This window comes from Ruegeria sp. C10 (genome assembly GCF_056537805.1).
Map to the genome: position 1 here is coordinate 295,862 of NZ_JBQFSC010000004.1, position 22,864 is coordinate 318,725.

The window sequence follows — 22,864 nt, forward strand, 5'->3', positions numbered from 1 at the left end:
GACCCCAAAGGGCCGCCTTTTTTCAGTTGATTGAAGACTATTCCGCCGCGACGGCGTCTGCGATCTTTTCGACGCGAATTGCCGAAAACTTGAACTCGGGGATCTTGCCATAAGGATCGATGGCCGAGTTGGTCAGGATATTCGCCGCCGCCTCGACATAAGCGAACGGGATGAACACCATATCTTCGGCAATCGCCCGGTCGGCCCGCACCATGATTTCAATCGAGCCGCGGCGAGTAGTCAGACGAATCATATCGCCCGGCTCAATCCCCATCAGTTTCAATGTACGCGGGTTCATCGAGCAATTCGCTTCAGGTTCCACGGCATCCAGAACGTTGGACCGGCGGGTCATCGACCCCGTATGCCAATGCTCCAGTTGGCGCCCAGTGGTGGCGATCATCGGGTATTCATCATCCGGGGCCTCATCCGGTGGGATGACACTGGCTGGCGTGAACCGGGCGCGACCATCCGCACGTGGGAAACCATCGCCGAACACAATCGCCTGACCTGGGTCTGTCTCGGACAGTGACGGGTAAGTGATCGTCTCCGTCTCAAGCCGTTCCCACGTGATGTTGTCGAGCGAATTCATCGTCAGCTTCATCTCAGCAAAGACCTGAGAAACATCGGAATAATCCCAGTTCAAACCGATCCGCTGCGCCAGCTCAACGGTGATCTTCCAATCCTCGCGCGCCTCACCCGGAGGGGTCACGGCGGGCCGCACACGCTGTACCTGACGGTTGGTGTTCGACACGGTGCCGTTCTTCTCATAGAGCGCTGAGGCGGGCAGAATGATGTCGGCATAGTTCGCCGTTTCGGTCAGGAAGATATCCTGCACGATCATCAGTTCCAGCTTGGCCAGTGCGTCGCGCGCGTGATTCACATCGGGGTCGGACATGGCGGGGTTTTCCCCCTGGATGTACATACCCTTGATGTTGCCCGCATAAGCCTGATCGATGATCTCGGTGACGGTCAGCCCCTTCTCGTTCGAGAAGTCGCGGTCGTCATTCCAGACGTTGGTGAACTTGGCCCGAATGCCGTCGTCGGTAACGGACTGATAGTCCGGCAGGAACATCGGGATCAGGCCCGCGTCTGAGGCACCTTGCACGTTGTTCTGCCCGCGCAGAGGGTGAAGACCCGCACCGGGTTTACCAACATTGCCGGTCATCAGAGCCAACGAGATCAAGCAGCGCGAGTTGTCGGTGCCATGGATGTGCTGGCTGACACCCATACCCCAGAAAATCAGACCGGCCTTGGCTTGCGCAAAGGTACGCGCCACTCGGCGCAGTTGATCCGGTTCGATGCCGCAGATCGGCGACATAGCCTCAGGCGTGAACTGGCGCAGGTGTTCTTTTTCGGCTTCCCAGTTTTCGGTCCAGCGGTGGATGTACTGGCTGTCATAGAGCTCTTCTTCCACGATCACGTTCATGATCGCGTTCAGCATCGAAACATCCGCACCGGGACGGAATTGAAGCATCTCATCAGCAAACTTACGCATCCCAACGCCGCGCGGGTCCATAACTATCAGCTTGCCACCACGTTTGGTGAACTGCTTGAAGTAGGTCGCAGCGACAGGGTGGTTTTCAATCGGGTTGGCCCCGATGATGATCGCCACATCCGCGTTTTCGATCTCGTTGAAGGTCGCGGTCACAGCACCCGAGCCCACATTCTCAATCAGGGCCGCAACAGATGACGCGTGGCACAGACGGGTGCAGTGGTCGACGTTGTTGTGGCGGAAGCCCTGACGGATGAACTTCTGGAACAGATAGGCTTCTTCGTTGGTGCACTTGGCCGAGCCAAAGCCTGCAACGCTGCGCGGGTCTTCCTCGCGCAAGGCCATCAGCTTAGTCGCGGCCAAATCCATCGCCTCTTCCCAAGTTGCTTCACGGAAATGGGTATCCAGGTTGCCGGGATCGACGTTCAATCCCTTGGCTGGAGCATCCTCGCGACGGATCAGCGGCTTGGTCAGGCGATGCGGATGGTGAATGTAGTCAAAGCCAAAGCGGCCTTTGACGCACAGACGACCTTCGTTTGCGGGGCCGTTGATGCCCTCGACATACTTCACCTTACCGTCTTTGACCTTGAGCGAAACCTTACAGCCCACGCCGCAGAACGGGCAGACACTTTCCGTTTCCGAGTCGTAGTCCTTGCTGTCGCCTCGCTGCTGGTCATCCAGTACGGTTGCTGGCATCAAAGCACCGGTCGGGCAGGCCTGCACGCATTCACCACAAGCCACACAGGTCGAAGCACCCATCGGGTCGTTCTGGTCGAACACCACCTGCGCTGTGTGGCCACGACCGGCCATACCAATCACGTCGTTGACCTGCACGTCGCGGCAGGCCCGGACGCAAAGGTTGCAGTTGATGCAGGCGTCCAGATTGACGCGCATCGCAACGTGGCTGTCATCCAACAGCGGGATTTTCTCGGCCTCTTTCGCCGGGAAACGGCTGTCAATGACATGGTTCAGCTTGGCCATATCCCAGAAGTGGCTGGAGGTGTCGTGCGCTTCCTCAGGCTGATCCGCAACCAACAGCTCCATGACCATCGCGCGCGATTTCTCGGCCCGGTCGCTGTCGGTCTTAACCACCATGCCGTCGGCTGCCGGACGGATGCACGAGGCGACCAGCGTGCGCTCGCCTTCCACCTCGACCATACAGGCGCGGCAGTTGCCGTCAGGGCGATAGCCCGGTTGCGGCTTGTGGCACAGGTGCGGAATAGTGAACCCCTGCCCCTTTGCGGCTTCCCAGATGGTCCAGCCCTCGGGCACGGTGACATCTTCGCCATTCAGGTTGAAGGTGACGGTCTTGTTTGGGCTTGCATCAAGCATGGCTGTCTCCCTCAGATTTCGTCAGCGAAATGTTTCATGACCAGGCGGATCGGGTTCGGGGCCGCCTGCCCCAGACCGCAGATCGAAGCATCGCCCATGACCTGACACAGGTCTTTCAGCAGGTCCTGATCCCACTTGTCAGCTTGCATCAGCTTCACGGCCTTTTCGCAACCCGCCCGGCAGGGCGTACACTGGCCGCAGCTTTCGTCTTCGAAGAAGCGCAGCATGTTCAGTGCCGCATCGCGGGCGGTGTCCTGATCGGACAGAACCACAACCGCAGCGGACCCGATGAAGGTGCCATGTGGTTGCAACGTGTCGAAATCCAGCGGGATGTCATCCATCGATGCAGGCAACAGACCCGAGGATGGACCACCCGGCTGATAAGCCTTGAAGGTCTGGCCCCCGGCCATGCCTCCGGCAGCCTCGATCACGTCCAGAATGGTGGAGCCAGCGGGCAGAAGGTAAACGCCCGGCTTTGCGACACGACCCGAGACCGAATAGCTACGCAAACCCTTGCGACCGTTCTTTTCGGTGCTGTTAAGGCATTCAGGCCCTTCACGGCAAACTTTGGTCACCCAATAGAGCGTCTCGACATTGTGCACCAAGGTCGGACGGTTAAAGACCCCAACTTGCGCCACGAATGGAGGACGGTGACGCGGCAGTCCTTTTTTGCCTTCGATCGACTCGATCATCGCGGATTCTTCACCGCAGATGTAAGCGCCAGCACCACGGCGCAGGTCGATATAGCCTTCTTCGACGATCCCGGCTTGTTCGAGCGCGGTAATCTCACGACGCAGGATTTCCAGAATTGCCGGGTATTCGTCGCGCATATAGATAAAGCAGGTCTCTGCCTCGACGGCCCAAGCGGCGATCAGCATCCCTTCGAGGAAGACATGCGGCGTGCGCTCAAGATAGTAGCGGTCCTTGAATGTCCCGGGCTCGCCCTCATCGCCGTTGACAGCCAGATAACGCGGGCCTTCATTCATGCGAACAAAGCCCCATTTCTTGCCCGACGGGAAGCCAGCGCCGCCCAGACCACGCAGGCCCGAGGACAGTACGTCTTCCTGCACCTTCTCCCAATCGCCGCCCTCGCGCAGCTCTTTCAGTTTGGCGTAGCCGCCATTGGCTTCATAAACCGCAAAGGCTTCGTAATCGGGCAGATGGGCGTGGGTGTCATTCGCCGCAATCGCGGCCTGCACCTTTTCGGGGGTCGCGTGGTCGATGTGGTTGTGACCGATCTCCAGCACTGGAGCGGTGTCGCAGCGTCCCATGCAAGGCGCACGGACAACGCGGACCTGCGAGGCATCCAAACCGTCTTCCAGCGCTTTTTGCAGCTGCTGGGCACCGGCCATTTCGCAGGACAGTGAATCGCACACACGGATCGTCAACGCCGGAGGAGGCGTTTCACCCTCTTTCACTACATCGAAATGGGCATAGAAGGTTGCGGTTTCGTAAATCTCAGCCTGCCCGATCCGCATCTCAACCGCCAGAGCGGCGATGTGGTCGGCGCTGATATGGCCGTGTGCGTCCTGAATCAAATGCAGAAATTCAATCAGCAGATCGCGACGTCGCGGGCGGTCGCCCAGCAGACGTGCAATTTCTGCTTGTGCCTCGTCCGAGAATTGACGGCCTTTGGGCGTGTGCCGCCCCTTGCCTTTACCTGACTTCCAGACGCCCTTTGGCGCGCCTGATGGCTTGGTGTCTAATGGTGCCATGATGCCCTCCGATTGAGGCCCCGTGTCTCATCAGACTAGCATATCGTCAAATCGCATATTTCAATCGCACGATAACGACAGTTTATCACCGCAAAGGCGGCGTAATTGCCTCGGCCCTGCATTTACAGGGGTGCGAGGCGTCTGGCGGCGGACAAACGGCGGGAGAGATATAGTCTGCGAGGAATCAACAAGAAAAGGCGACCCGCTGGGGTCGCCCTTTTGTTTCATGCTCACCTCCGCATCCGTTCAGGCGGCAGTTCACAGTAGAACGCGTCCATCAGAGCGTTGACCTCGGGCCACGAATAATTGGCAGCAGTCGCACGGATACCAACACTGACACAGTTATCCTTGTCGTAGTCTACAGCGAACATCGGGCCAGAGGGTTCAGGACCGAACCTTGGGTCGTTGTGCCAAAGCCAGAAGCCGTCTGAATAGTCGTCGTTTTCGTCTTTACAAAGATCAGGCGACCACCAACGATCAGCCTCGATTTTGTACATGGTTTCGGGATATTCGTACTTGTCGGTCATATCATTCTCCAAATCAGAAACACCCCTATCGGGGCAGGTTCTGTCGGAGAATTAGTCGACCATGACTATGCTGGTCTGCGTCATCCGGCCCGGAGATAGCAGCATACTGTTCTGATTCTGTCCACAGGGTTTACTTTTGGGAGTTCAGACGCCCTCGCACCCCGCTCAGGGCGTAAGGGTGCACGCCGAAGTCACCACAAGCGTCAGAGCGGCCTCTCCAGCGCTGTCCAGACGCATTTCAACGGCGATTTCGGTGTGTTGTCACCGAACCGGGAGCCTGCAACATGGATGGCCGCACAGAACTCCCGGCTCAGTCACCATCGGCCACCCCTGACCAACGGTCTTCGTCAGGCCAGAACCCCTTCCGACCAGACGGCATCCCCCTATTTCTTCGCGCTCCCCTTCTTGGGCTGCGGTTTGGGGTCTTTCTTGTTGCCTGGCTTGTTGTCTGGCTTCTGACCCCTGCGGATCATTTGGGGCGGTCTTTGCCGGGCCAGCAGAAATTCTTCGATGAAATTATGCTCAGCAACAATCGCCGCCCGACAACCATTCTGCCGATACAGTGTTACCACTCCGGCGCTGTGGCGAACCGAATATCCGGCGTTTTCTGCTGACAGGATTGCAGCGGCGAGGTCGTTTTGCGTGTTCATGCCTGGGCCTCACTCTCAGCGTCCCTCTGCATCCGCCACCGCAACTCACGACGCAGATTTGCGGCAGCGATGCGCAGGCCACTGGTTTCGCAAACCTCCAGCCGGGACCGGAGTTGCTGCAACGACAAGGATTTGACAGCGCCGGATCGCGTTTGGTGGATCAATGAAGATTGGTGGGGCCTGCTTACCTTGTCATCGGGCAGATGGCGGATGGGGTCGGTGTGGTCGAGTTTCATTGCATCATCGACCCACGCTTTTTATGGCCTCAATCTGGGCCAGAAACTCGGCCTGTTGCTCGTCGGACAGATGCGCGGTCGAAATCACACCTTGCGGCGCGTTCCCATGCGCGAATTCCAGTGCTGTGGCAAAATACGGATGTTTCCGAGCGTCCATTCGCACGGCGCTCAGATTAAGGGCAGGGAAAGCCTCGACCACTTGCAGACCTTGAACGGCGGATTCTGGCAAGGCGAACATCCCAACAACGGTGGATAAATCAGAAATTCGCGTTAGCGCGGTCATACAGACCGGCGTCAAACCTTCGATCCAATAGGCCCAGATTTGCCCCCCGTCCTGTTCCAGCATGTAAGACAGTTCCGATTCGATGGTGTCAGAATGAACCCACCAATGCGCGCACAAGACCGCAGCAGTCGCGGCCCAATGCCTTTGGCCTTCGGTCAGGTTCAGGGCCCCGAATTGCACCAGATCATCGCCCCCAAACCCTTGGCGTTTCAGTGCTTCCACCAACCGTCCGCCAAGGCGCAATAGGTCAGGTGCAAGTTCCGGTTGCCGGTAAACGATCTGCGTTACGCACCCCGCCAGCAGGCACAAGCCCTCTATTGCGTCGGACGCGTCGGGCGGTTCGTGCAGGCATATGCCGCGCGGGCCATCACCCTCGGGATAGGCGACCCGCAGCACAATCTCCCCATGCTCAGACGGTCGAAACAAACGAGAAAGTGCGTGGCCCAACTCGTGAACCATCGTCAGGGCCTCTGCATCGTCGCAGCTTGGCTTGGCGCGTTCATTCATTTGTTTGACTCCCTCAACCGGTCATTGATCTGCTCAGTCGCGCTCTTGCCCCCCATCAGTTTTTCAAGCCGGTTTGTGGCGGCTTTCCACGCCCCACGGGCGGCGGGCATCGGAACAAGGTCACCAAGGGTCAGTGGTTCGACATGTTGATTTGATATGTCGCGGATCAGTTTCGCCATTTTCTCAAGGCCAGCGAACCCCAGACGGGCGCGCAGATGCTGCACGGCCAGAACCGTTTTCACGGCCAAGGTCGGCGGTCCATCGAACTGGGCGAATAGTTGCAGGTCGGCAGTCGATAGGTCGCCAGCTTCGGCGAGTCCCTTGGTATCGCCGGCCCTCATCAGATCAACAGCATTTTCAGCAGCGGCGACAGGCCCGATTGCGTAGAGTTGCGCCAGCCGCTCTCGCGTGGCGTCGGGTATTGTGTCCGGTGGCGCGGCACCAAACTCGCCATCGGTTGCGGTGGCGGTTACATGGACCTCGGTTGTCTTGTATTCATCACCAGTGAATCCCAGCCCGACAGCGGCCACGGCAGCACCTAACAAATGGTCGGACTCATGCAGCGAAACAGTACGGGCGTTCATTTAACCACTCCCTTGACCAATTTCGGCAGCGGGCTTTTGACCACGCGGGATTTGTGCAGCGTGATCCCGTCGCAATAGCCTTGCAGGGTTGTCAGGTTCGCGGCCAGCAGCGCGGTGGCGGTTCCCTTTAGGACGCTGGCCCCGTCAACACCCTTTAGCCGCTCGGCCAGATCGGCGGTTGCGTTCCCGTGCTTTTCCATCGCCTCGAATACATCGGTCAGCGTTTCATTTACCTGCCCGACAACTATATTCCGTTGCTTGCGCGCGGCCTCGCTGGCGGTCTTTTCAATGAATGCCCGCCAATCCTTCGGCCCATACAGATACTCTTTAGACATTGGCCCATACCCCCTTTGCACGGTCGATCAGATCAGCGCGGCGCTTGTCTTTGGCGTCAGCCTTTTTTACCCGTAGCGCGGCCCGTTCCTCAGCCTTGTGTTTCTGGAACCGGGCGCGGAACACCTTCACCGGACGATCACATTCAGCGGCGATTGCGGCGGTTACATCCTCGGCAAATTCATTGCGGGCGCGGTCATGGTCATAGGCGAACTTCTCAAAGTAGGAATCCATGTCCAAGCCAGACCATTTCAGGAACCACGCGCGGGCATAATCCCGGTTCCCTTTCCCTGCAGCTTGCAACAGGGCGTAGTCGTCAGGCCCCGGAACCTCGGCAGGCGGCGGCGGTTCATAATTCCAGCCATCCGGCCCTGCGTGTTTTTCCAGCACCTCGAAGGGATCAACATCTGCCCTCGCCAGCACCTCACCAACAGCAGTTTTCAGGATCGTTTCCAGCTTATCGGCTCGGGTCTTTAGCGTGACGGCATCCCGGGCGAGATCGTGCGCGGTTCGGGACAATACCTCTTTTACCCGCTCGACCTCGGCGAGATCGGCTTGCGGCTCGGCGATGGTGATAGCGTCGGCCAGTGCCCGCACGTTCATAGCGGTGTCAATCAGCGGCCCGGTTGCGGTGATCGTCTGGCCTTCGATCACTTCGGACGCGGCCAGCGTATCAAGCGCGGCCTTCTCAATTTGTGGCACCAGTTCCCGAAGGGTTGCCAGATCGGCGGCGACCTCGGCCAGATCGGCCATAGGTTCGGAACAGGTAGCGATAAATTTCAGGGATTTGGTTGCTCGGTGAACCGCAGATTTTCCAATCTGGCCTCCGATGCGGGCGTTTAGTGTGATCGTGCCGCCATCCTCAAATGAGGCGACGGGCGACGACAATAGCCGGGTCAACATTTTCTTCTCCTCATCCGCCAAGACCACTCGTCTGTGGGGATAAGGAAAGGATAGCGGTTGCGTTGTGCCGCACCTAACGAAATTTATGGGGTTTTACTTTACAATCAATGGCTTGCACTGGGCCTGAACTGCTTTAGAGTTTCCCAATGGTTCTGCGCCCACTGCATAAAACTCGTTTTGCGCGGATGGCAAGCATAGCAGAACAGAAAGAATGGTCCTAAACTAGATCACGGGGGTTCCGTGCCACGTTTAAGCGAAAAGGAAGCGGCGTGTTCTGGCGAAGCAAATTCAAAGAAATTATAGCGCGCATAAAACAGTATGACATTGGCGGCCTGAGCTTTGGATGCTTTGGTCTTGTTGGTTCGCTGCAAACCGATAGGCGATTTGATGAGATTGCATGCTACTGGTTAGAAAACGGCCAAAAGCTGCGGAAAAATCCTGAGCAGGCCGCACTTCAAACCCTCACCGATTTTTCTAAGTGGTATCTTTCAGAATACGCGAGCCACAAAAGCGCAGTTCATACATATGAACCGACGGAAGTGGCTGCTCTTGAGAAGGACTATGTTTTACTGCGCAAGCAATTGCTTCATTGGACCTTAATGGCCAATCCCCAACTTACAACGGCAGAATGCGATGAGCTACTTCCGGCTAGGTTTGGGCATGAGAATATCAACTGGGCAAAATATGTAAGAAGGCCACCAGCATCTAAGGTCCAAGAGCCAGATGAGGTACCATAAACGACGCCGGCATTTGCATCCATCATCCTACAGGCTCATTAGTTGCCTATGCCAATCGGTCATTTCCCTAAGCAGAAGGCCTAAACTGCTTTAGAATTTCCCAATGGTTCTGCGCCCATTGCAGCAATTGGCCCCGCTTCTCGTACATCGTCTTGCGGCTGTGGCACCCGTGGCAGAGCAGAATAAATGGGCCGGTGAAAAACCTATCGCGCCAATGCGCAGGAACATCCATGCTCAGACAGAATGCCAATTCGTCGGCCTCTGAGTCAGAATGCCCTAGCAGGTGGTCAATCTGGTTGGCCTTGGCCGCACCACATATCTGACACCGGCGCTGCTCTGGCTTCGCACCCATGCGGTCCAGAATTCCCCGGCGCACCCTCCACCACTTATCACTCTGGTACATCGCCTCGCGCTCTCTGGCATCCGGCGACAAGTGGTTCGGGCGGTCTAGGGTGGTTAACCGTGGTTCAGCAGCAACCAGCCGAACGCGAGCGGCTCTTAACTTTCCCATACCGTCACCCGATCATCGCCATGGCGTCCACCACACGCGGGCGGCGCATAACCAGCATTCCAGCGGCATCAATCAGCGCAGCCAAAGCGTCGATCTTGCCACCGTCCACCTCGCGTTCCAGCTTCGTGTTCGTACCAACCTGCGTCATGATCGCGTTGCTGATGCACCATGCCAGCGCGGGACCACTGTCCGCGACCAGTTTGCCTTCCAACATCTGCCTTTCAAGGCGCTGGATAGGCGCGTTGAGACCCTGGATCGTCTGACGGATTGCCAAAATGTCCGGCTTGTCGCCTTCGATTTCGTAGCCGCGTTGCTCGGCGGGATCATAAAGGCTGCTGCCAGCATAGGGGTCCATCCCCAACCCGTGGAACTTTCCGGCATCACGAACGCGGTCCATTATGTCTAGGATTTCAACCAAGTCTTGTCCTGGCTCCACGATCCGCAGATCACCATGCTCAATGAAGCGGTCGAGGTTGGTCTGTTCTTTCTTATGATAATCGTAGCTTTCCTGAAAGCACCAACTCTGAGCCCACGCCATCCAGTTGTCATCTTTATCCACGCCAATGGCGGCGAGGCTGGTCCAATCTCGACTTCCCCCAAGGTCGACGCCCAGCGCCACCAGTTCCGAACGCTCCAGCAATGCGTCCAAGGGTATCGGCTCGGTCGCGACCCGGTCCCACTTCTCGGCCACGGTCCAGCCCTGTGTTTTCAGGTTCTTCTCCGGCTGCATGTTAAAGAACTGAGACTTCATAATCTGAACCGATGCTGGGCCAGCGTCTACAGCCGACTGAATGGTTCGGCGATAAAACTGGGTGTCAGAAATATTCGGAAAGCTGGGCAGAATTTTCGGCCACGAACTCTCGTCCTTGGTCGGGTCCAGTCCGTCCCACGGCTCATAGAGGCACGGCAGGAATGTTGGGTCGTCTATTTCTCCTTCACGAACCTGTCTGGCATATTGCAGCAGGTGCGAAAACATTCCGCGCGGCAGGCTGTCACTAACGGTCGTAATATAGACGATTTTTGCGTGTTCGTCCGCAGCCAACGCACCCCGGAGTTGCGCCCGTAACCGGTCAGACGCCGCAATTTCCCCGGCCAACCAAAGTTCGTCCAGCAATATCGAACCTTTTATGCCCGCTACAGCACCGGCATCTAAAGGCTTAATCCCCAGTTTCGAACCGTCCGATAACCGTTCAATTTCTTTGATGCTATCACGGATATGAAACGCACGTTTCAGGCTTTCATCCGCCCGGATAGCACCGCTGATAATGTCAAAAGTGTTCTGGCTGATCCGCACCGTCGGAGAGAGAATGGTAAAGCTGGCCTGCGGCTTCCTGTTGCCGATGAACGCGCTCAGAAACAACAATGCGCCACCGGCGGTCTTGGCATTTTTCTTGCCCACGCAAATCAGCGCTTCGCGAATGGTGTCGTCGCCCCAAATCGCCTGACCGACCGTTCGCAACCACTTGGACGATGGCAACGAACCAAAGGTCGGCTGTCCGATGATGTCGGGAACCCGAAGGCGGTCCACCCGCTTGCCAAATTTCACCGCCTGTTCGGTGTTGATCGGCAGTCGCTCAAGGGTGATTGGCATCTCACCGCGTTTCAGTCGCTCTTGCCAGTCCAAACAGGCTGTTGGCGAATGGTCGGTGTTCATAGCAGGTCTCTCCAATCGTCGTCGGATTCCAATGCCATTTCGCCCATCTTTGCCTTTGCGGCCCGACCAGCCCGAATGCCGGGATGCGCCTTTAACTGCGTCAGCCCAGCGCGAACCGAACTCGCTGCGGAGTTCGCCAACCTCGATTGCGCTGCGAATTCTTCCATGTCTTTGGCCTGCAAGGCGTCAATAGCGAGGGTTTCGTGCAGTAGCGCACGGCGCTGGCTTCGCACAACAGCAGCGATCATCTCACCGTCGGCAGGCACCAAACCTGACTGAGTGGAAACGATGTCGGCGAGGTCTTGGAATGCGGTGGCCCAGCGACCCGTCAAATCAGGCGGGCATAACGTGACCTTGCTCTGCTTGCCTTGGTTGCCAGATATGGGGATCACTTTGTCTGTCATAGACGAAGTATAACCGGGACTGGCTGCCGATAAATCCCTAGAAATATTAGATAAATTGAAACAGTGAGAACACAGGATATTGTGAAAACACCGAATGACTGAATGCAGATATTCGGTAGACTTGTTGGTAAAGGGGCTGTGCGGCCAAATCAACCGTTCGTTTCAGATGCGCTGAGGTCGGCTTTAGCGGCGTTACAAAGGTTGATTCGGACCAATAGCACACACCCAATCAAGGGACGAGGACTGCCGGTCTCACTTGCCAAAGCAAGTCCTGGGATGCCCCTTTAATTTACTTGCGGAAGAAAGTTCCGGCTATGATATTATAACTACCATTCCGCCCAGGACACATAAGAGCAGTAACAGTGTAACCATCTTCATCTGTACCTACGACGGGACCGCTGCAATAGTATTCAGCCACTTCAGGAATCTTGATGTGTAAAGTAACGACATTGCTGGAACAGGATAAACGCGAAACAGTACCGCGACGAAGATGACTTTTCACGCTATGTTCTCTAAATCTGCCCACAAAGGCTTCGTTGCTGTCGAAAAAAAGCAATATGTCGTGGTGTGGGTGCTGTGGGCCAGCATTTATTGTGCCCACTAGCAAAGTTCTCCCAAGGCAATCGCTTGCAAGAACTCTAGACGGCGCTATCGCCAATCCGAAAAGAGCAAGCAACCAAATGAAGCGTAGATTAGTTCGCGTAGCCCAAAAGCCAAGAAAACAGGGATTACGTGGCATTTCTGGTTGAACCACCGGAAGGGATAGTGATTGAGATTGGTTCATGTTCTTCAATATCTTCCCAGATCACTTCTGATTCATCGTCGAACGGCTTAGCTTCTTCGCTAGTAACGTCAGCGTACACATCTTCATCCAAAGCCCTGGCAAAAACTTCGTAAGTGAACCCCTTGGAGTTCAGACATCGCCCTCCAACATGAATGTCCAAGTCTTTTCCTCGTCGGTCTGCAAATCGATGCATGTGTACCCTGGCTGGCTCGCCATTGGAGTTTTTAAACGAGAAACACACACGTACCTTCAAACCAATCGATACGTAAATTTTTCTTTGTGTTCCGTGCCTTATGTGAAGTGGATAATCGGCCATAAATTTGCTCCTAAATTTTCAGTTCCAAACGGAACCAGCCTTTCCGCGCCGTTATGCGTCGCTCGTAGTTCGAACTGGGTCCTGCTAAACAATAATACCTTCAAGACCATTTGGCGAGTACCTCCCGCAGGACTCTGCCTGGCGCACGAGTTAATCAGACATCAGACCTGCATTTGAATTGATTGAGCGAGAAGCGGCCTTAATCAATTCCAAGGTGCATTTTGTGATTCTATCGGTGTCAAAACACGGTTCTCTGATAGCGGCTTTGTCCAGCGGGCGCTGGTGCGAAGCGCAACATTCGGTATTTTGGGCTCTAACCTGTCATTCTCTGCGTCCGGAGTGAAAGGCCGGTTCTGTGTCGACTGCGAAATAGCGTATTTTTTATAAACCGAACCCCAGCGCGGCGGAGCTGCCCCGTTGCGATGTTCGCTGGACACCCCCAACCCCTTGTGGCCGACCCGGTACGAGCAGCCTCGGAGCAACGTGTCTAAGGTGGTCACAACATCAATGCAGCAACACTTGAACCCGATTCAATCTGAAACTCTTGCCAAATCATATGCCTGGGGGCGATTGTTGCTAGGATTATGAGAGGTTAATATGTCTAAAGATCAACGGCCAACGGTTGTCGAGTGGCTTTGGCCCTATTTTCAATTTGATCCCTCAAAGTCTCCGTGTGTTGGCCGTATCTTAGGGCTTATTCTTCTTTTGATTTTCGGCGTTTTGACTGTCGGCATTGCTGGTGCACTCTGGGGCTTCATTGAAGCGGTGTTTCGTTTCGGACCATATGACGGACTAAGCACCGATGAGGCTATTCGCAACTTTGGTCTGTTTCTGGTGGCAGTCTTCGGCGCACCATTTCTTATTTGGCGGGCTAGAGTCGCTCAACTTCAAGCCAACGTTGCCGAACAAGGCCATATCACAGACCGCATCAACCAATCAGTACAAGGTCTTGGTGCTGAGAAGACTGTCAAGCGTCATCGGACGAATAATTTAGGAAAACTGCTTTATGAAAATAGCAGTGACGGGAAGGTGGATTTAAAGAAACCGATTTTTGACGAGCTAACCTTACCAAACCTAGAGGTTCGCATCGGGTCAATCTACGCACTGGAACGCGTTGCTAACGAGAGCGCAAATGATCGAGAGCAAATTTTCGAAATTCTTTGCGCCTATGTCAGTAATAACCACTACATTCCAGAGACTTTTCCCTATCCGCCAATGGAACGATTCAGCGACGAAGATCCGGAACCAGGCATCAATGAGCGGTTTCGTGGAGGTTCAATTGGCTTGGGGCGAAGCTGGGCCCATAAACTGAAAAAACCGAGACCAGATACACGTGCTGCGATTGAGGTGATAGTTAGAACCATAAAACGATACGCAGGGGATCGGGATGTATCAAACACTCAGACCCTCATGTTTTCAGGTGCAAACCTACAGCGGGCCAACCTACGCGGTGCAAATTTAGCAGGAGCGTGGTTTGAGGGTTGCCAACTGGATGGAGTGGATTTGGAGAATTCAGATTTGTCAAACGCAACGTTTTTCAACTGCTCGTTAGTAGGCGCATCGATCAATGGGGCTGATTTAACAAAAACCGCATTTAGGGGATCAAGGCTAGAATGTGTAAATGCTGGAAATATCAAACGAATGTCTGGATGCTATTTCTTTGATTGTGACTGCTCTGGGGGCATGTTCGATGGCTCGGATATGACCGGATCACATTTCTCGGTCACGGCTCGTAGGGCCAGTTTCCGCGTTGAGCAGATGAACGACACTCACTTTTCAATGTGCGACATTCGTGATGGAGAAATTAGTGCGCATTCAATGAAGGGCCTTGGGATTAGCGCGACATGGGTTCCCGAAACTGGCGTACAACTGATGGAACGCGTTCAACACGGAGGAGGTGCGAGTACAACTCGAATGGCAAAGCGTGTGAGATTATTTGCCCACCCGTTCAATTCGAACCTTGTAAATTCCACAAAGTTTTCGGGGCATTCAAAGTCTAAAGAAGAAATCGAACAGGGTGGAGCCGAATTGTTTGATCCGTAAAGGCTCACATTTGCCCCTCTTTTGGGGAGTACAGACCCTCATGGCATACGGCGCACTGCGGTAATGGTCGTCAGTCATTCAACAACCCGAACTTCTCCGGCTCGGTCGGCAACTCATGGTCGGGCGCAGCCACACCGTGCGCCACCAACCACTCCCGGATCACTGCCCAATCATCCTGCGGCGAACGAGAATAGCGGACGTCTCGGGCAGACTCCAACGCACAGCGCAGGTCATACGGGATGGTCATGGGCCACCCAGAACCAGGCATGGAGTCAGGCATGGCGTCGGGTTCGTCTGTAGTCGTGCTCATACTGAATGTTCTATCTTTGTTCTCGCTGCCAAACAAGAACTTGCCAATCGCATATCCCGTTAATAGCGTGCAGCCATGGAAAGCATTCTATCTCCCATCCTCGCTATCGCCATGCTCGTGTTCGTGGTCTGGTTGTACTTCATCCTGCCGTGGCAGATGGCGGAAAGACGCAGACGGAACCCATGGATTTGGCTGGGGATCAGTCTGGTCGGATCACCTCTGCTGGCTATCCTTTTACTGCTTGCGCTGGGCGATGCGCCGAACGTGATTTAGGCCGAAGTAAAGGCCGTACCGCTATACGGGTATGCGACCCCCAAAACACTAAACCTCTATACGTGGTCGAGTAGCCTTAAGAGCCTTAATCTCTAAAATCTAATGCATAAGGAAAAAGGGTATTTTTTAGAATACAAAAAACCCTACCTTCCCTATATATTAGTAAGACAGAAATTAGGGCTCTTAAGGCTACTCACCCCTCAATCCTTGTGTTTCTCTATTTCCACCTTCTTCCGGGTCTTGTGGTTCCTCAGGTACGGACGACCATCGGTATCGGTTATGGTGTATCCTGCTCGTTCGAGGTCTTTGCGTATCTTTCGTTCGCCCTTGGCTTTGTAGCTATTGCCGATGCACCACATTCTGTAGTCGTCTTTGAAGCTGGTTAGCAGGGTGTGTTCGCCGGGTTGCTCCACGAGTTCGGCTTTCGCATAGGCAATTACTGTGTTGCCAGCAACAGTCCACAGTTCACGATCATCGGTGTTTAGTTTTGGTTCCCTAAACCCGCCACGACGCGCAAGGCGTTCCCGAGCATCCAACAACCGATTAAGGATGCCTGATCGTTCGGCCTTTAGCTTTGCTTCCATCTTGTCGTCGGTCAGTACAATCGCGCCTGCTTTGATCGAGGCTTTCCCGTCTTTGTACCCAAGCTGCTTCGCTTCCTTTTCAAGGTCACGCGGCAACGTGTAGTGTTGCTGGAACGAAACGACATTGGCCCTGCGCAGAAACCCATAGGAGTTATCACCAGCCGCAGGGAAATCCTGGGCATTGAGCCATGGAGTGACTTCCGCGATAAACTGATATTTCTTTCCGTTCTTTATCTCGCCATCCATGCGCTTGCGTTCAGATACCTTCTTCAGCTTCGCCTCCGGTATCTGTTGCCTGAGGTCGTAATCGTCGTCGATTAGGTTAGACACTCCGACCAGTGCACTCGAACTGAAGTTGTTGGCAAACACGCTTTCCAATGTTCCGGCATAACAGCCTAAACCAGACATGTTTTCGATCAGCTTTACGACTTGAGTTTTGCCGTTCGAGCCTTCGCCGACAGACAACACAAAGCAACCCTGCACAATCTTGCGAGGCGAAATCGCTTCTGACATGAGTTCTTCGAGGTGCCTTGCCCGGTCTTTGGCAATTGCTGCCACCTCATCTTCCGTGCGTTCCCGGTATTGCTTCTTTTCGTCGTCCCAAATGACCTTGTAGCGGTCATCTTCGTCTTTGATTGCGCAGCGGTCTGTTTCGGGCCGCATAACCTGCTGTACAAATTTGTCCCAAACCGGGCTGGTAGCGTCTGGGTCGTATTCCACGTCGATGGGAATACGCAGATACGACTTTGGGTCGTGTGGCCGCAGTTCACGAACATCCGACGACAGGTCAAGTTCCCCGTTCAGCAGGCAAAGGACATTCGGCGGTGGCAAAAGAAAACCCAGAACGTCGTCGGCTCGGTGTACAACATTGCGCAGGAGTTCGGTGGCGTCGGCCACCATGGTCTTCAGCTTGGCGTCGCCGAGATCAATATTCTCGCTTTCCACCCGGTTCTGCACGATTGTCTTGACCGTCTGTTCTTGCATCGCGATCCAATGGCGACCGTTGAAATGCCAGAAATTGCCATCGGTTAGGTGCATCAGGTGTTCACCCGCAGCAAAATCCTTCTCGAGAACCAGTTCGGCAATCGCCCGGCCAAAGTCGGAAATATCTTGTTCTTGGCGCCGAACGTTGCGGAACTCTTGTCGCAGCACACCAATACCGAGGCGCACAACAGGGCTGATCAAGTTTTTGATTTCTTGCAGTCCCGATTCAACGTCAGACGGGCTTTTGCTGATGAGCTGCCTCACCCGGTCCTGTACTTGGTTGTTGTCGTATTTACCATTGTACCCTTGACCAAACGGTATCTCACGCGACCGTTCCTGCTCCCACAGCACTGGATCTTTACCTTCAGCCAATATGTCGGCAGCATCGTATCCGTTTGGGAGTCCGGTGGTATCAATGGCGAACAATTCTCCGTCCCAGTAAAGGCGGATGTTCCTGACAAGCTTTGCCCCCATTTCGTCACCAGCCGGTCCAGCATCCATGTGCAACACGAGCCGGTCGCCCGGTTTTACCCACTTGTCGAACATATGATCGTAAGGCCAAGAATTCACCGAACCAGCACCGTTGGGTCCGGTCAGGTTGGCATCTTCCGGCCATAGTTGCTGGGCAGCATCGACAGCCTTTTCGCCTTCGTGGAACCGCTTTGTTGTTCTCCCGACGACACTCGGCCAATTGTAAAACACCGAACCCGGCGGAAACCCGACAAACTCAACGCTGCCATTCACCAAACGACAGGGAACGAATGCCTTACCGCCTTCCGGGTTTTTCTCGCTCGGCGGCAACTCGTACCGAAGCATCCACCCAACGTGCTCACCTTCGAGGTCCAAGTATTTGTAACGGGCGACGACAGGAAACCCGAGGTATTGCGTTGGGGTCTCTAAGACAGAGGGCCAAGGCTCAAGCGGAGGTTTTTCTTCGTACCTCCAATTGTCGGCAATCAGTTCTTCCGCGATACCCAGTCGGTCTATCAGTGCGCGCTTCACCGCGTTGTGCGGGCATCCAACCAGGCACTTGGCGTGTGCGGTTCCCGGTTCTTTGCCGGGGCGAACCAGAAGTGATGGTGATAAATCAGGATGTTCGGCAACCGGGCAATGCGTCAGGTCTTGTTTACCCGAGTTGACCACACCCAGGAATTCTTCATTGGTGTAGTCGTCCCGAAGCTGCGGGTCTTTGATACGGCGATCGCTCTTTTTCTGAGGCACAGGATTTCCCCCTATATTTTTCGGCGTGGGGGTTTACTCCGGCCATAGGCGCAGCTAAACTACTTCTGGTTGTACACCACCACAAGATTACGTGAAAATTGGGCCCACGACTGTTTATCCGGTCGTGGGTTCTTTTCTTTAATCCTGTAGCTCTGTACTCAGCTGCTATCGTGCTTAAAACACACGGCAAACAGCCTTTTACTTTTGGGCCGTTAGCGGTATATTTCGTATGAACTTGGGGCATATCAGCTAGTCTGTCTCTTGTTGTATTGGTCCCCGGTCGTCACAGATGCGGGGATCAATCATTTTCGGACCCTACAACTTTAGCGTGTCTCATTGCTTCCGACTAGGCTCAGGGTTTGCGCTTCACCACATGGGGTTTGCGCTTCTTCCTGCGTTCCCAATATTCGTCGTGCTTGGTGACAATTTTCACCGCGCGTTGCCGGTGGTCGGGTTCAACGGGTTCAACGACAGAACCATCGAGCGCGAACCGTTGTGAATCTTCCTCGGCAACTGCACGGTGGTATTCGATGCGCCGACACCAATGTTGAATCGACTTGCGAACCAGCGACCGCGATATGTGTGGGTACGCAGCGAACAGCAGTTCAGTGACGCGGATAACCAAAGGCAACGGAGCATCAGCATTGAGCACAACCGGGTATTGCTTACGGAACTCAGCCAGCGTGGCTTTGATCCGTGCCTTCTTTTCTGCGGCTTCCCGCTTTTCCCGTTCAGCCACCGCCTCTTTGCGAACCGTTGACGGATGTTTTAGCACTGGGCGGTTCATTTCTCGCCCCTAGCAACCGGGTCATAGGCTTCGGTCACCGGATTGAAGACCAGAAAACGAACGTCCACTTCCAGTGCTTTTGAGATAGCCTCAACAGTGCGCAGTTCTGATTTGCTTTCGACCTTGAGGCCATAACCGTTCCTGGCAGCATATCTGACCGCACCAATCAGTTCTTCGTCGCGCAATGTCATTGCCCTCATCGCTACTGAACTCCAGCACTGCCGTAATGCAGGCGGTGGTAGATGGAACCCGGACCTGTCTCCAAGTCTTCGAGTGTAGCCAAGTCATCTGGAGCGCGGTCCTGTACATGCGCGGCCTTGGTCTTGTTCTTTGCCAGCGCCAACGCTGACTCCGGAGTGGGGCCAAAGGCTTCCACCGCCACCTCGTCGTCTTCAATCGTATTCGGATCATCAGGCGTCACGATGAGATGAATCCGCCAGCAGATTTCATCGCCGTTCTTAAGCCATCGCTGTAAGAACCCGTTTTGGATTTCCTTTTCAAAGTCGGTCATCCAGCATCACCCCCGCCGCCGATCACGTGCTTGGTGTTTCGGTCTCGGTAATCAATGATCACCTGCCCACGGATGCGCTTGGTGCGCGGTCCGTATTCAACGAACTCCAAGTGGCGCTGCCGCATCAGAAACAGCACAAAGCTTACATTCAGATTCAAGGCCGCAGCCGCTTCCTTGGGCGTATATTCCCGGTTTGGGTCTACCGCCGGTGTTTCCACCACCATATTCATATTATACTCCAATACAGCTCCATAACGGTATAGCTTCCTATACTATAACTTTACTTCCCCGGTAAACCCCTATACTAAAAAAGATGAGCGTTAGCGTACATTGCAGGAATACAGATGATAGAGAAACGACAACAGGCCATCTTGCGAGAAATCGCAGACGCCAAGAACCACGAGTTGCGGTTCAGGGCACTGCACTACCTCGTCGGCACCTTTGAACCCGAAACAGAAGCCCAGATCGGAGCCTTGGTCGCGGCCATAGCCGAGGTGATTGATACGGGCGATTTTGAACACATAGAACTGGGGCACGCGGAGAGCGTTGTCCACGCCTGTAAAACCCTCGCCAGCGCCTATACGCCAGAACTGGTCCCGCTCAACGCAGAACTCGCTCTCGACGCTGCTCCGGCGCTGATAATTGACCACCTCCACTGGCTGCACACAAAGAACGGACAGTACAGGCCGGAAACCAATGACCCATTGACGGCAATCGTCGTGTCCGGACTGCACACCATAGGCGAAGGCAAAGGCATCAAGCGTTGCGGATATTGCGACCGCCACATCGTTCCCAAGCGGTCATCGGCTGCTTGGTGCGGGCCAAGTTGCAAATCTGGCGCTCAATATCGGCGCAACCGCGACCTGCAAAACGAAACAGGAGGCGAAAATGCCTAGCATCGAACGCACGAAGACAAAATCAGGCAAGCCACGCTGGCGGGTGAAGTCAGAAAAGACCCTGCCCGATGGTTCCCGAGTTCACGCCCCCTCCGCCACGTTCGCCACCTATGCCGAAGCCAGGGCCGAAGCCGCACGGCGAGAACTACAGGGCGGCACAACGGCCAAGGGCACACTGGGCAAATATTTGCGGGACTGGATCGAAAACCAAGAAACAATGGGCCTGATTCGGCCAGTCACAGCCGCCAAGTATCGTCCCATCATCGCGGACATAGACCGACACATCGGCAGGGTGCCGTTGGCAAAGGTTGACACACAAGACGTTCAATTCTGGCTTGCGGCGATGAAGCAGCGCGGGGTGGCGAACAGCAGTTTGCGCACCTACAAGGCTGTTCTGTCAAAGGCTCTGTCAGACGCCATAGAACGCAAGCTGATTGCCCACAATCCCTGCTCTGCCGCCAAGGTTGCTGGCGACGATGGCAAAGCAGAGCGCGTGGTGCCACCTCTTGAGCAGATGCGCGAGTTTCTGAAACTGACGGACCTCACCAAGCACGGACCACTGTTTCGGCTGGCAGCAGCCACAGGCATGAGGCGGGCGGAACTGTGCGGTTTGACATGGGAAAATGTTGATTTTGACCGCCAAGAACTCCAGGTTCGGCAGGTGGTGACGAACGTCAGCGGCAAAAGACTTGTTGTCGGGCCACCAAAGACGAAGGCGGCGAAGCGGACAATCCCGCTCTCTTCCACTGCTCTGCATCTTCTCCGAGAGGCGAAAATACGCGGCGGTGGGGCCAGCTATGTATTCCCCGGTGAAGGTTCCTCTCCGCGCTCTCCAAGCTCGGTTTCAAGTGCCGGGAAACGCGCCAAACACCAACTGGGCCTGCCTGCCAACTTCTCGCCGGTTCATGGGTGCAGGCATATGTTCGCCACCAACGCACTCCGGGCTGGTGTCAATCCGCGCACACTTCAGCAACTGCTGGGTCACACCAAGATTGAAGAGACACTGATGTACGTGAAGCCGGACGAGGAAGACCGTCGAGAGGCTGTGCAAGCGCTTGATGGGATGGTGTAGGTGGCGCTAATTATTAGCGGGACCATTCCAAGAACAACGGCGGGAAAACGGCGGGAAAAAGCGGAGAGCCTAACAGCCTTTACCATAAGCAACACTAGATAGAGAATACAACAATATTGTTATTAAATACGAAGCGCGTCTAGCATTGCTAATTAATACTACAGACGCCTTATCACCGCAAAGACGCCATCACTGTGCGCAAGGCCGCGACCGTGGGTAATTCCGGGTCACGAGTGAGCGTGGCCAGACAAATCGGCTTGCTCACCACGGGTTCGATCAGGGACAGCACCCTTGTGTCCTTCAGGTCGCCCAGCGCCCGCACCAGCACGCGTGGAATCACGGTGGCCGCTAGCCCCTCGCGTGCCATGACCATCGAGGCAGTGAATCCGCTGGTCTCGGCCACAATATCCGGGTGCAAGCCCTGTTCGGCGAATATCCGATCCAGAATCCGCCGGTTCTGCATCTGTGGTTCCAGCAGGCTCAGGGGAAACTCGGCCACGCGGGCCCATGGGATCGGGCCTGTCTCATCGGTCATATGCGAGGGGACCAATAGGACATAGGTTTCTTCGTACAAGCGCTGCACTTGCCGTAGATCGGTACCGATACTGTCGCCATAAGTGATGCCAGCATCCAGACTTCCTTCGTCCAACCGGTGCTGAATGGCCGTTGCAGACATTGTTTCAATCCGGGTCACGATACGTGGATGCGCATCGCGCAATCGCTTCGTAAGACGCCCGGTGAAGGCAATCGCTGTAGGGATCACACCCAAAATAAGCGTGCCGGTGATCTCACCCTTTGCAGCGAGCACCTGTTGTTCCAATGCCTTGGTGTCGTCGAGAATGCGCCGCGCGCGCTGAACAATCATCTCGCCCTCTTCGGTCAGCCCCTGAAATCGGTTTGCACGGCGAACGATGGAGACACCCAGCCGATCCTCCAGGTTTCGGATTCGCATCGAGAACGCAGGCTGTGAAATCCCGCATTCCTCAGCTGCCTTGGCGAAATGACGATGCCGCGCCAATGCGCTGAGCAATTGCAGGTCGCGGATTTCGATCATCTAGAGCTGTCTCAAGTATCAGGTCAAAATCCAAACTAACCACATTTCTGCACAAGAGAAATGTGCGAGATGCGAGCATCGTCAATTTGTTGGCTGCCACAGGATCGGCGCTTCAGATACATGCAATACTCGGGTGGTTGAGCCTGCCGAACTGCTGTTCC

24 protein-coding genes are annotated in these 22,864 nt (G+C 55.1%); 5 read left to right on the plus strand and 19 right to left on the minus strand.

Translation table 11 applies throughout. The features are described from left to right. Positions 1–37: 37 nt before the first annotated feature. The 8 genes from fdhF to ACR0DE_RS17815 all read right to left on the minus strand — a co-directional run bounded on the left by fdhF (position 38) and on the right by ACR0DE_RS17815 (position 8,562). Positions 38–2,824 (minus strand): formate dehydrogenase subunit alpha, encoded by a 2,787-nt coding sequence (fdhF, locus tag ACR0DE_RS17780; RefSeq protein ID WP_480754522.1) that lies wholly within the window; start codon positions 2,822–2,824, stop codon positions 38–40. 11 nt (positions 2,825–2,835) lie between these two features. Beyond that, positions 2,836–4,539: an NAD(P)H-dependent oxidoreductase subunit E gene (locus tag ACR0DE_RS17785; protein ID WP_480754524.1), complete on the minus strand. Its 1,704-nt coding sequence runs from the start codon at positions 4,537–4,539 to the stop codon at positions 2,836–2,838. Positions 4,540–4,769: 230 nt separating this feature from the next. Beyond that, positions 4,770–5,066 (minus strand): hypothetical protein, encoded by a 297-nt coding sequence (locus tag ACR0DE_RS17790; RefSeq protein WP_480754526.1) that lies wholly within the window; start codon positions 5,064–5,066, stop codon positions 4,770–4,772. Positions 5,067–5,449: 383 nt separating this feature from the next. Next, on the minus strand, positions 5,450–5,716 hold the full coding sequence (locus tag ACR0DE_RS17795) for a hypothetical protein (RefSeq protein WP_480754528.1): 267 nt from the start codon (positions 5,714–5,716) through the stop codon (positions 5,450–5,452). A gap of 240 nt (positions 5,717–5,956) precedes the next feature. Beyond that, positions 5,957–6,742: a hypothetical protein gene (locus ACR0DE_RS17800; RefSeq protein WP_480754530.1), complete on the minus strand. Its 786-nt coding sequence runs from the start codon at positions 6,740–6,742 to the stop codon at positions 5,957–5,959. Next, entirely contained in the window at positions 6,739–7,326 is a 588-nt protein-coding gene (locus ACR0DE_RS17805; protein WP_480754532.1) for a hypothetical protein, read from the minus strand. The genes ACR0DE_RS17800 and ACR0DE_RS17805 overlap by 4 nt, the downstream gene beginning before the upstream one ends. Beyond that, positions 7,323–7,661, minus strand: coding sequence for a hypothetical protein (locus ACR0DE_RS17810; protein ID WP_480754534.1), 339 nt, complete (start codon positions 7,659–7,661; stop codon positions 7,323–7,325). The genes ACR0DE_RS17805 and ACR0DE_RS17810 overlap by 4 nt, the downstream gene beginning before the upstream one ends. Then, positions 7,654–8,562, minus strand: a complete 909-nt coding sequence (locus ACR0DE_RS17815; RefSeq protein ID WP_480754538.1) for a hypothetical protein — start codon at positions 8,560–8,562, stop codon at positions 7,654–7,656. Before ACR0DE_RS17815 ends, ACR0DE_RS17810 begins: the two co-directional genes overlap by 8 nt. Positions 8,563–8,831: 269 nt before the next feature. Between ACR0DE_RS17815 and ACR0DE_RS17820 the strand changes: the two genes are divergently transcribed. Beyond that, a complete protein-coding gene (locus ACR0DE_RS17820; protein ID WP_480754541.1) occupies positions 8,832–9,299 on the plus strand; it encodes a hypothetical protein in 468 nt (155 codons plus the stop codon). Positions 9,300–9,366: 67 nt separating this feature from the next. On the opposite strand, the gene ACR0DE_RS17825 is transcribed toward ACR0DE_RS17820, so the two are convergent. The 4 genes from ACR0DE_RS17825 to ACR0DE_RS17840 form a co-directional block, all read right to left on the minus strand. Beyond that, the gene (locus tag ACR0DE_RS17825; protein ID WP_480754543.1) at positions 9,367–9,810 is read right to left on the minus strand and encodes a hypothetical protein; all 444 of its coding nucleotides are present in this window, start codon (positions 9,808–9,810) and stop codon (positions 9,367–9,369) included. A 4-nt stretch (positions 9,811–9,814) separates the two neighbouring features. Continuing rightward, positions 9,815–11,464: a terminase TerL endonuclease subunit gene (locus ACR0DE_RS17830; protein ID WP_480754545.1), complete on the minus strand. Its 1,650-nt coding sequence runs from the start codon at positions 11,462–11,464 to the stop codon at positions 9,815–9,817. Continuing rightward, positions 11,461–11,868 carry a hypothetical protein gene (locus tag ACR0DE_RS17835; protein WP_480754547.1) on the minus strand — a complete coding sequence of 136 codons (408 nt, stop codon included), beginning with the start codon at positions 11,866–11,868 and terminating at the stop codon, positions 11,461–11,463. The genes ACR0DE_RS17830 and ACR0DE_RS17835 overlap by 4 nt, the downstream gene beginning before the upstream one ends. Positions 11,869–12,596: 728 nt before the next feature. Continuing rightward, positions 12,597–12,968 carry a hypothetical protein gene (locus tag ACR0DE_RS17840; RefSeq protein ID WP_480754549.1) on the minus strand — a complete coding sequence of 124 codons (372 nt, stop codon included), beginning with the start codon at positions 12,966–12,968 and terminating at the stop codon, positions 12,597–12,599. A gap of 597 nt (positions 12,969–13,565) precedes the next feature. On the opposite strand from ACR0DE_RS17840, the gene ACR0DE_RS17845 reads away from it, so the two are divergent. Continuing rightward, positions 13,566–15,011, plus strand: coding sequence for a pentapeptide repeat-containing protein (locus ACR0DE_RS17845; RefSeq protein ID WP_480754551.1), 1,446 nt, complete (start codon positions 13,566–13,568; stop codon positions 15,009–15,011). Positions 15,012–15,081: 70 nt separating this feature from the next. On the opposite strand, the gene ACR0DE_RS17850 is transcribed toward ACR0DE_RS17845, so the two are convergent. Continuing rightward, the gene (locus ACR0DE_RS17850) at positions 15,082–15,321 is read right to left on the minus strand and encodes a hypothetical protein (RefSeq protein WP_480754555.1); all 240 of its coding nucleotides are present in this window, start codon (positions 15,319–15,321) and stop codon (positions 15,082–15,084) included. A 75-nt stretch (positions 15,322–15,396) separates the two neighbouring features. Here ACR0DE_RS17850 and ACR0DE_RS17855 point away from each other — a divergent pair, with 75 nt between their 5' ends. Further along, positions 15,397–15,594, plus strand: a complete 198-nt coding sequence (locus ACR0DE_RS17855; protein WP_480754557.1) for a hypothetical protein — start codon at positions 15,397–15,399, stop codon at positions 15,592–15,594. 200 nt (positions 15,595–15,794) lie between these two features. Here the strand turns inward: ACR0DE_RS17855 and ACR0DE_RS17860 are convergent, their stop codons facing one another. The 5 genes from ACR0DE_RS17860 to ACR0DE_RS17880 all read right to left on the minus strand — a co-directional run bounded on the left by ACR0DE_RS17860 (position 15,795) and on the right by ACR0DE_RS17880 (position 19,911). Then, positions 15,795–18,383, minus strand: a complete 2,589-nt coding sequence (locus ACR0DE_RS17860) for a hypothetical protein (RefSeq protein ID WP_480754559.1) — start codon at positions 18,381–18,383, stop codon at positions 15,795–15,797. 352 nt (positions 18,384–18,735) lie between these two features. Further along, positions 18,736–19,122 (minus strand): ProQ/FINO family protein, encoded by a 387-nt coding sequence (locus ACR0DE_RS17865; RefSeq protein ID WP_480754561.1) that lies wholly within the window; start codon positions 19,120–19,122, stop codon positions 18,736–18,738. A gap of 44 nt (positions 19,123–19,166) precedes the next feature. Beyond that, on the minus strand, positions 19,167–19,361 hold the full coding sequence (locus tag ACR0DE_RS17870) for a hypothetical protein (protein WP_480754563.1): 195 nt from the start codon (positions 19,359–19,361) through the stop codon (positions 19,167–19,169). A gap of 11 nt (positions 19,362–19,372) precedes the next feature. Further along, positions 19,373–19,681, minus strand: coding sequence for a hypothetical protein (locus ACR0DE_RS17875; protein WP_480754565.1), 309 nt, complete (start codon positions 19,679–19,681; stop codon positions 19,373–19,375). Continuing rightward, a complete protein-coding gene (locus ACR0DE_RS17880; RefSeq protein ID WP_480754567.1) occupies positions 19,678–19,911 on the minus strand; it encodes a hypothetical protein in 234 nt (77 codons plus the stop codon). Before ACR0DE_RS17880 ends, ACR0DE_RS17875 begins: the two co-directional genes overlap by 4 nt. Before the next feature lie 114 nt (positions 19,912–20,025). Here ACR0DE_RS17880 and ACR0DE_RS17885 point away from each other — a divergent pair, with 114 nt between their 5' ends. Then, the gene (locus ACR0DE_RS17885; protein WP_480754569.1) at positions 20,026–20,577 is read left to right on the plus strand and encodes a hypothetical protein; all 552 of its coding nucleotides are present in this window, start codon (positions 20,026–20,028) and stop codon (positions 20,575–20,577) included. Continuing rightward, complete coding sequence (locus ACR0DE_RS17890) at positions 20,570–21,649, plus strand: tyrosine-type recombinase/integrase (protein WP_480754571.1); 1,080 nt, start codon at positions 20,570–20,572, stop codon at positions 21,647–21,649. The genes ACR0DE_RS17885 and ACR0DE_RS17890 overlap by 8 nt, the downstream gene beginning before the upstream one ends. Before the next feature lie 172 nt (positions 21,650–21,821). On the opposite strand, the gene ACR0DE_RS17895 is transcribed toward ACR0DE_RS17890, so the two are convergent. Further along, entirely contained in the window at positions 21,822–22,703 is an 882-nt protein-coding gene (locus ACR0DE_RS17895; RefSeq protein WP_170404498.1) for a LysR family transcriptional regulator, read from the minus strand. Between the last annotated feature and the right edge of the window lie 161 nt (positions 22,704–22,864).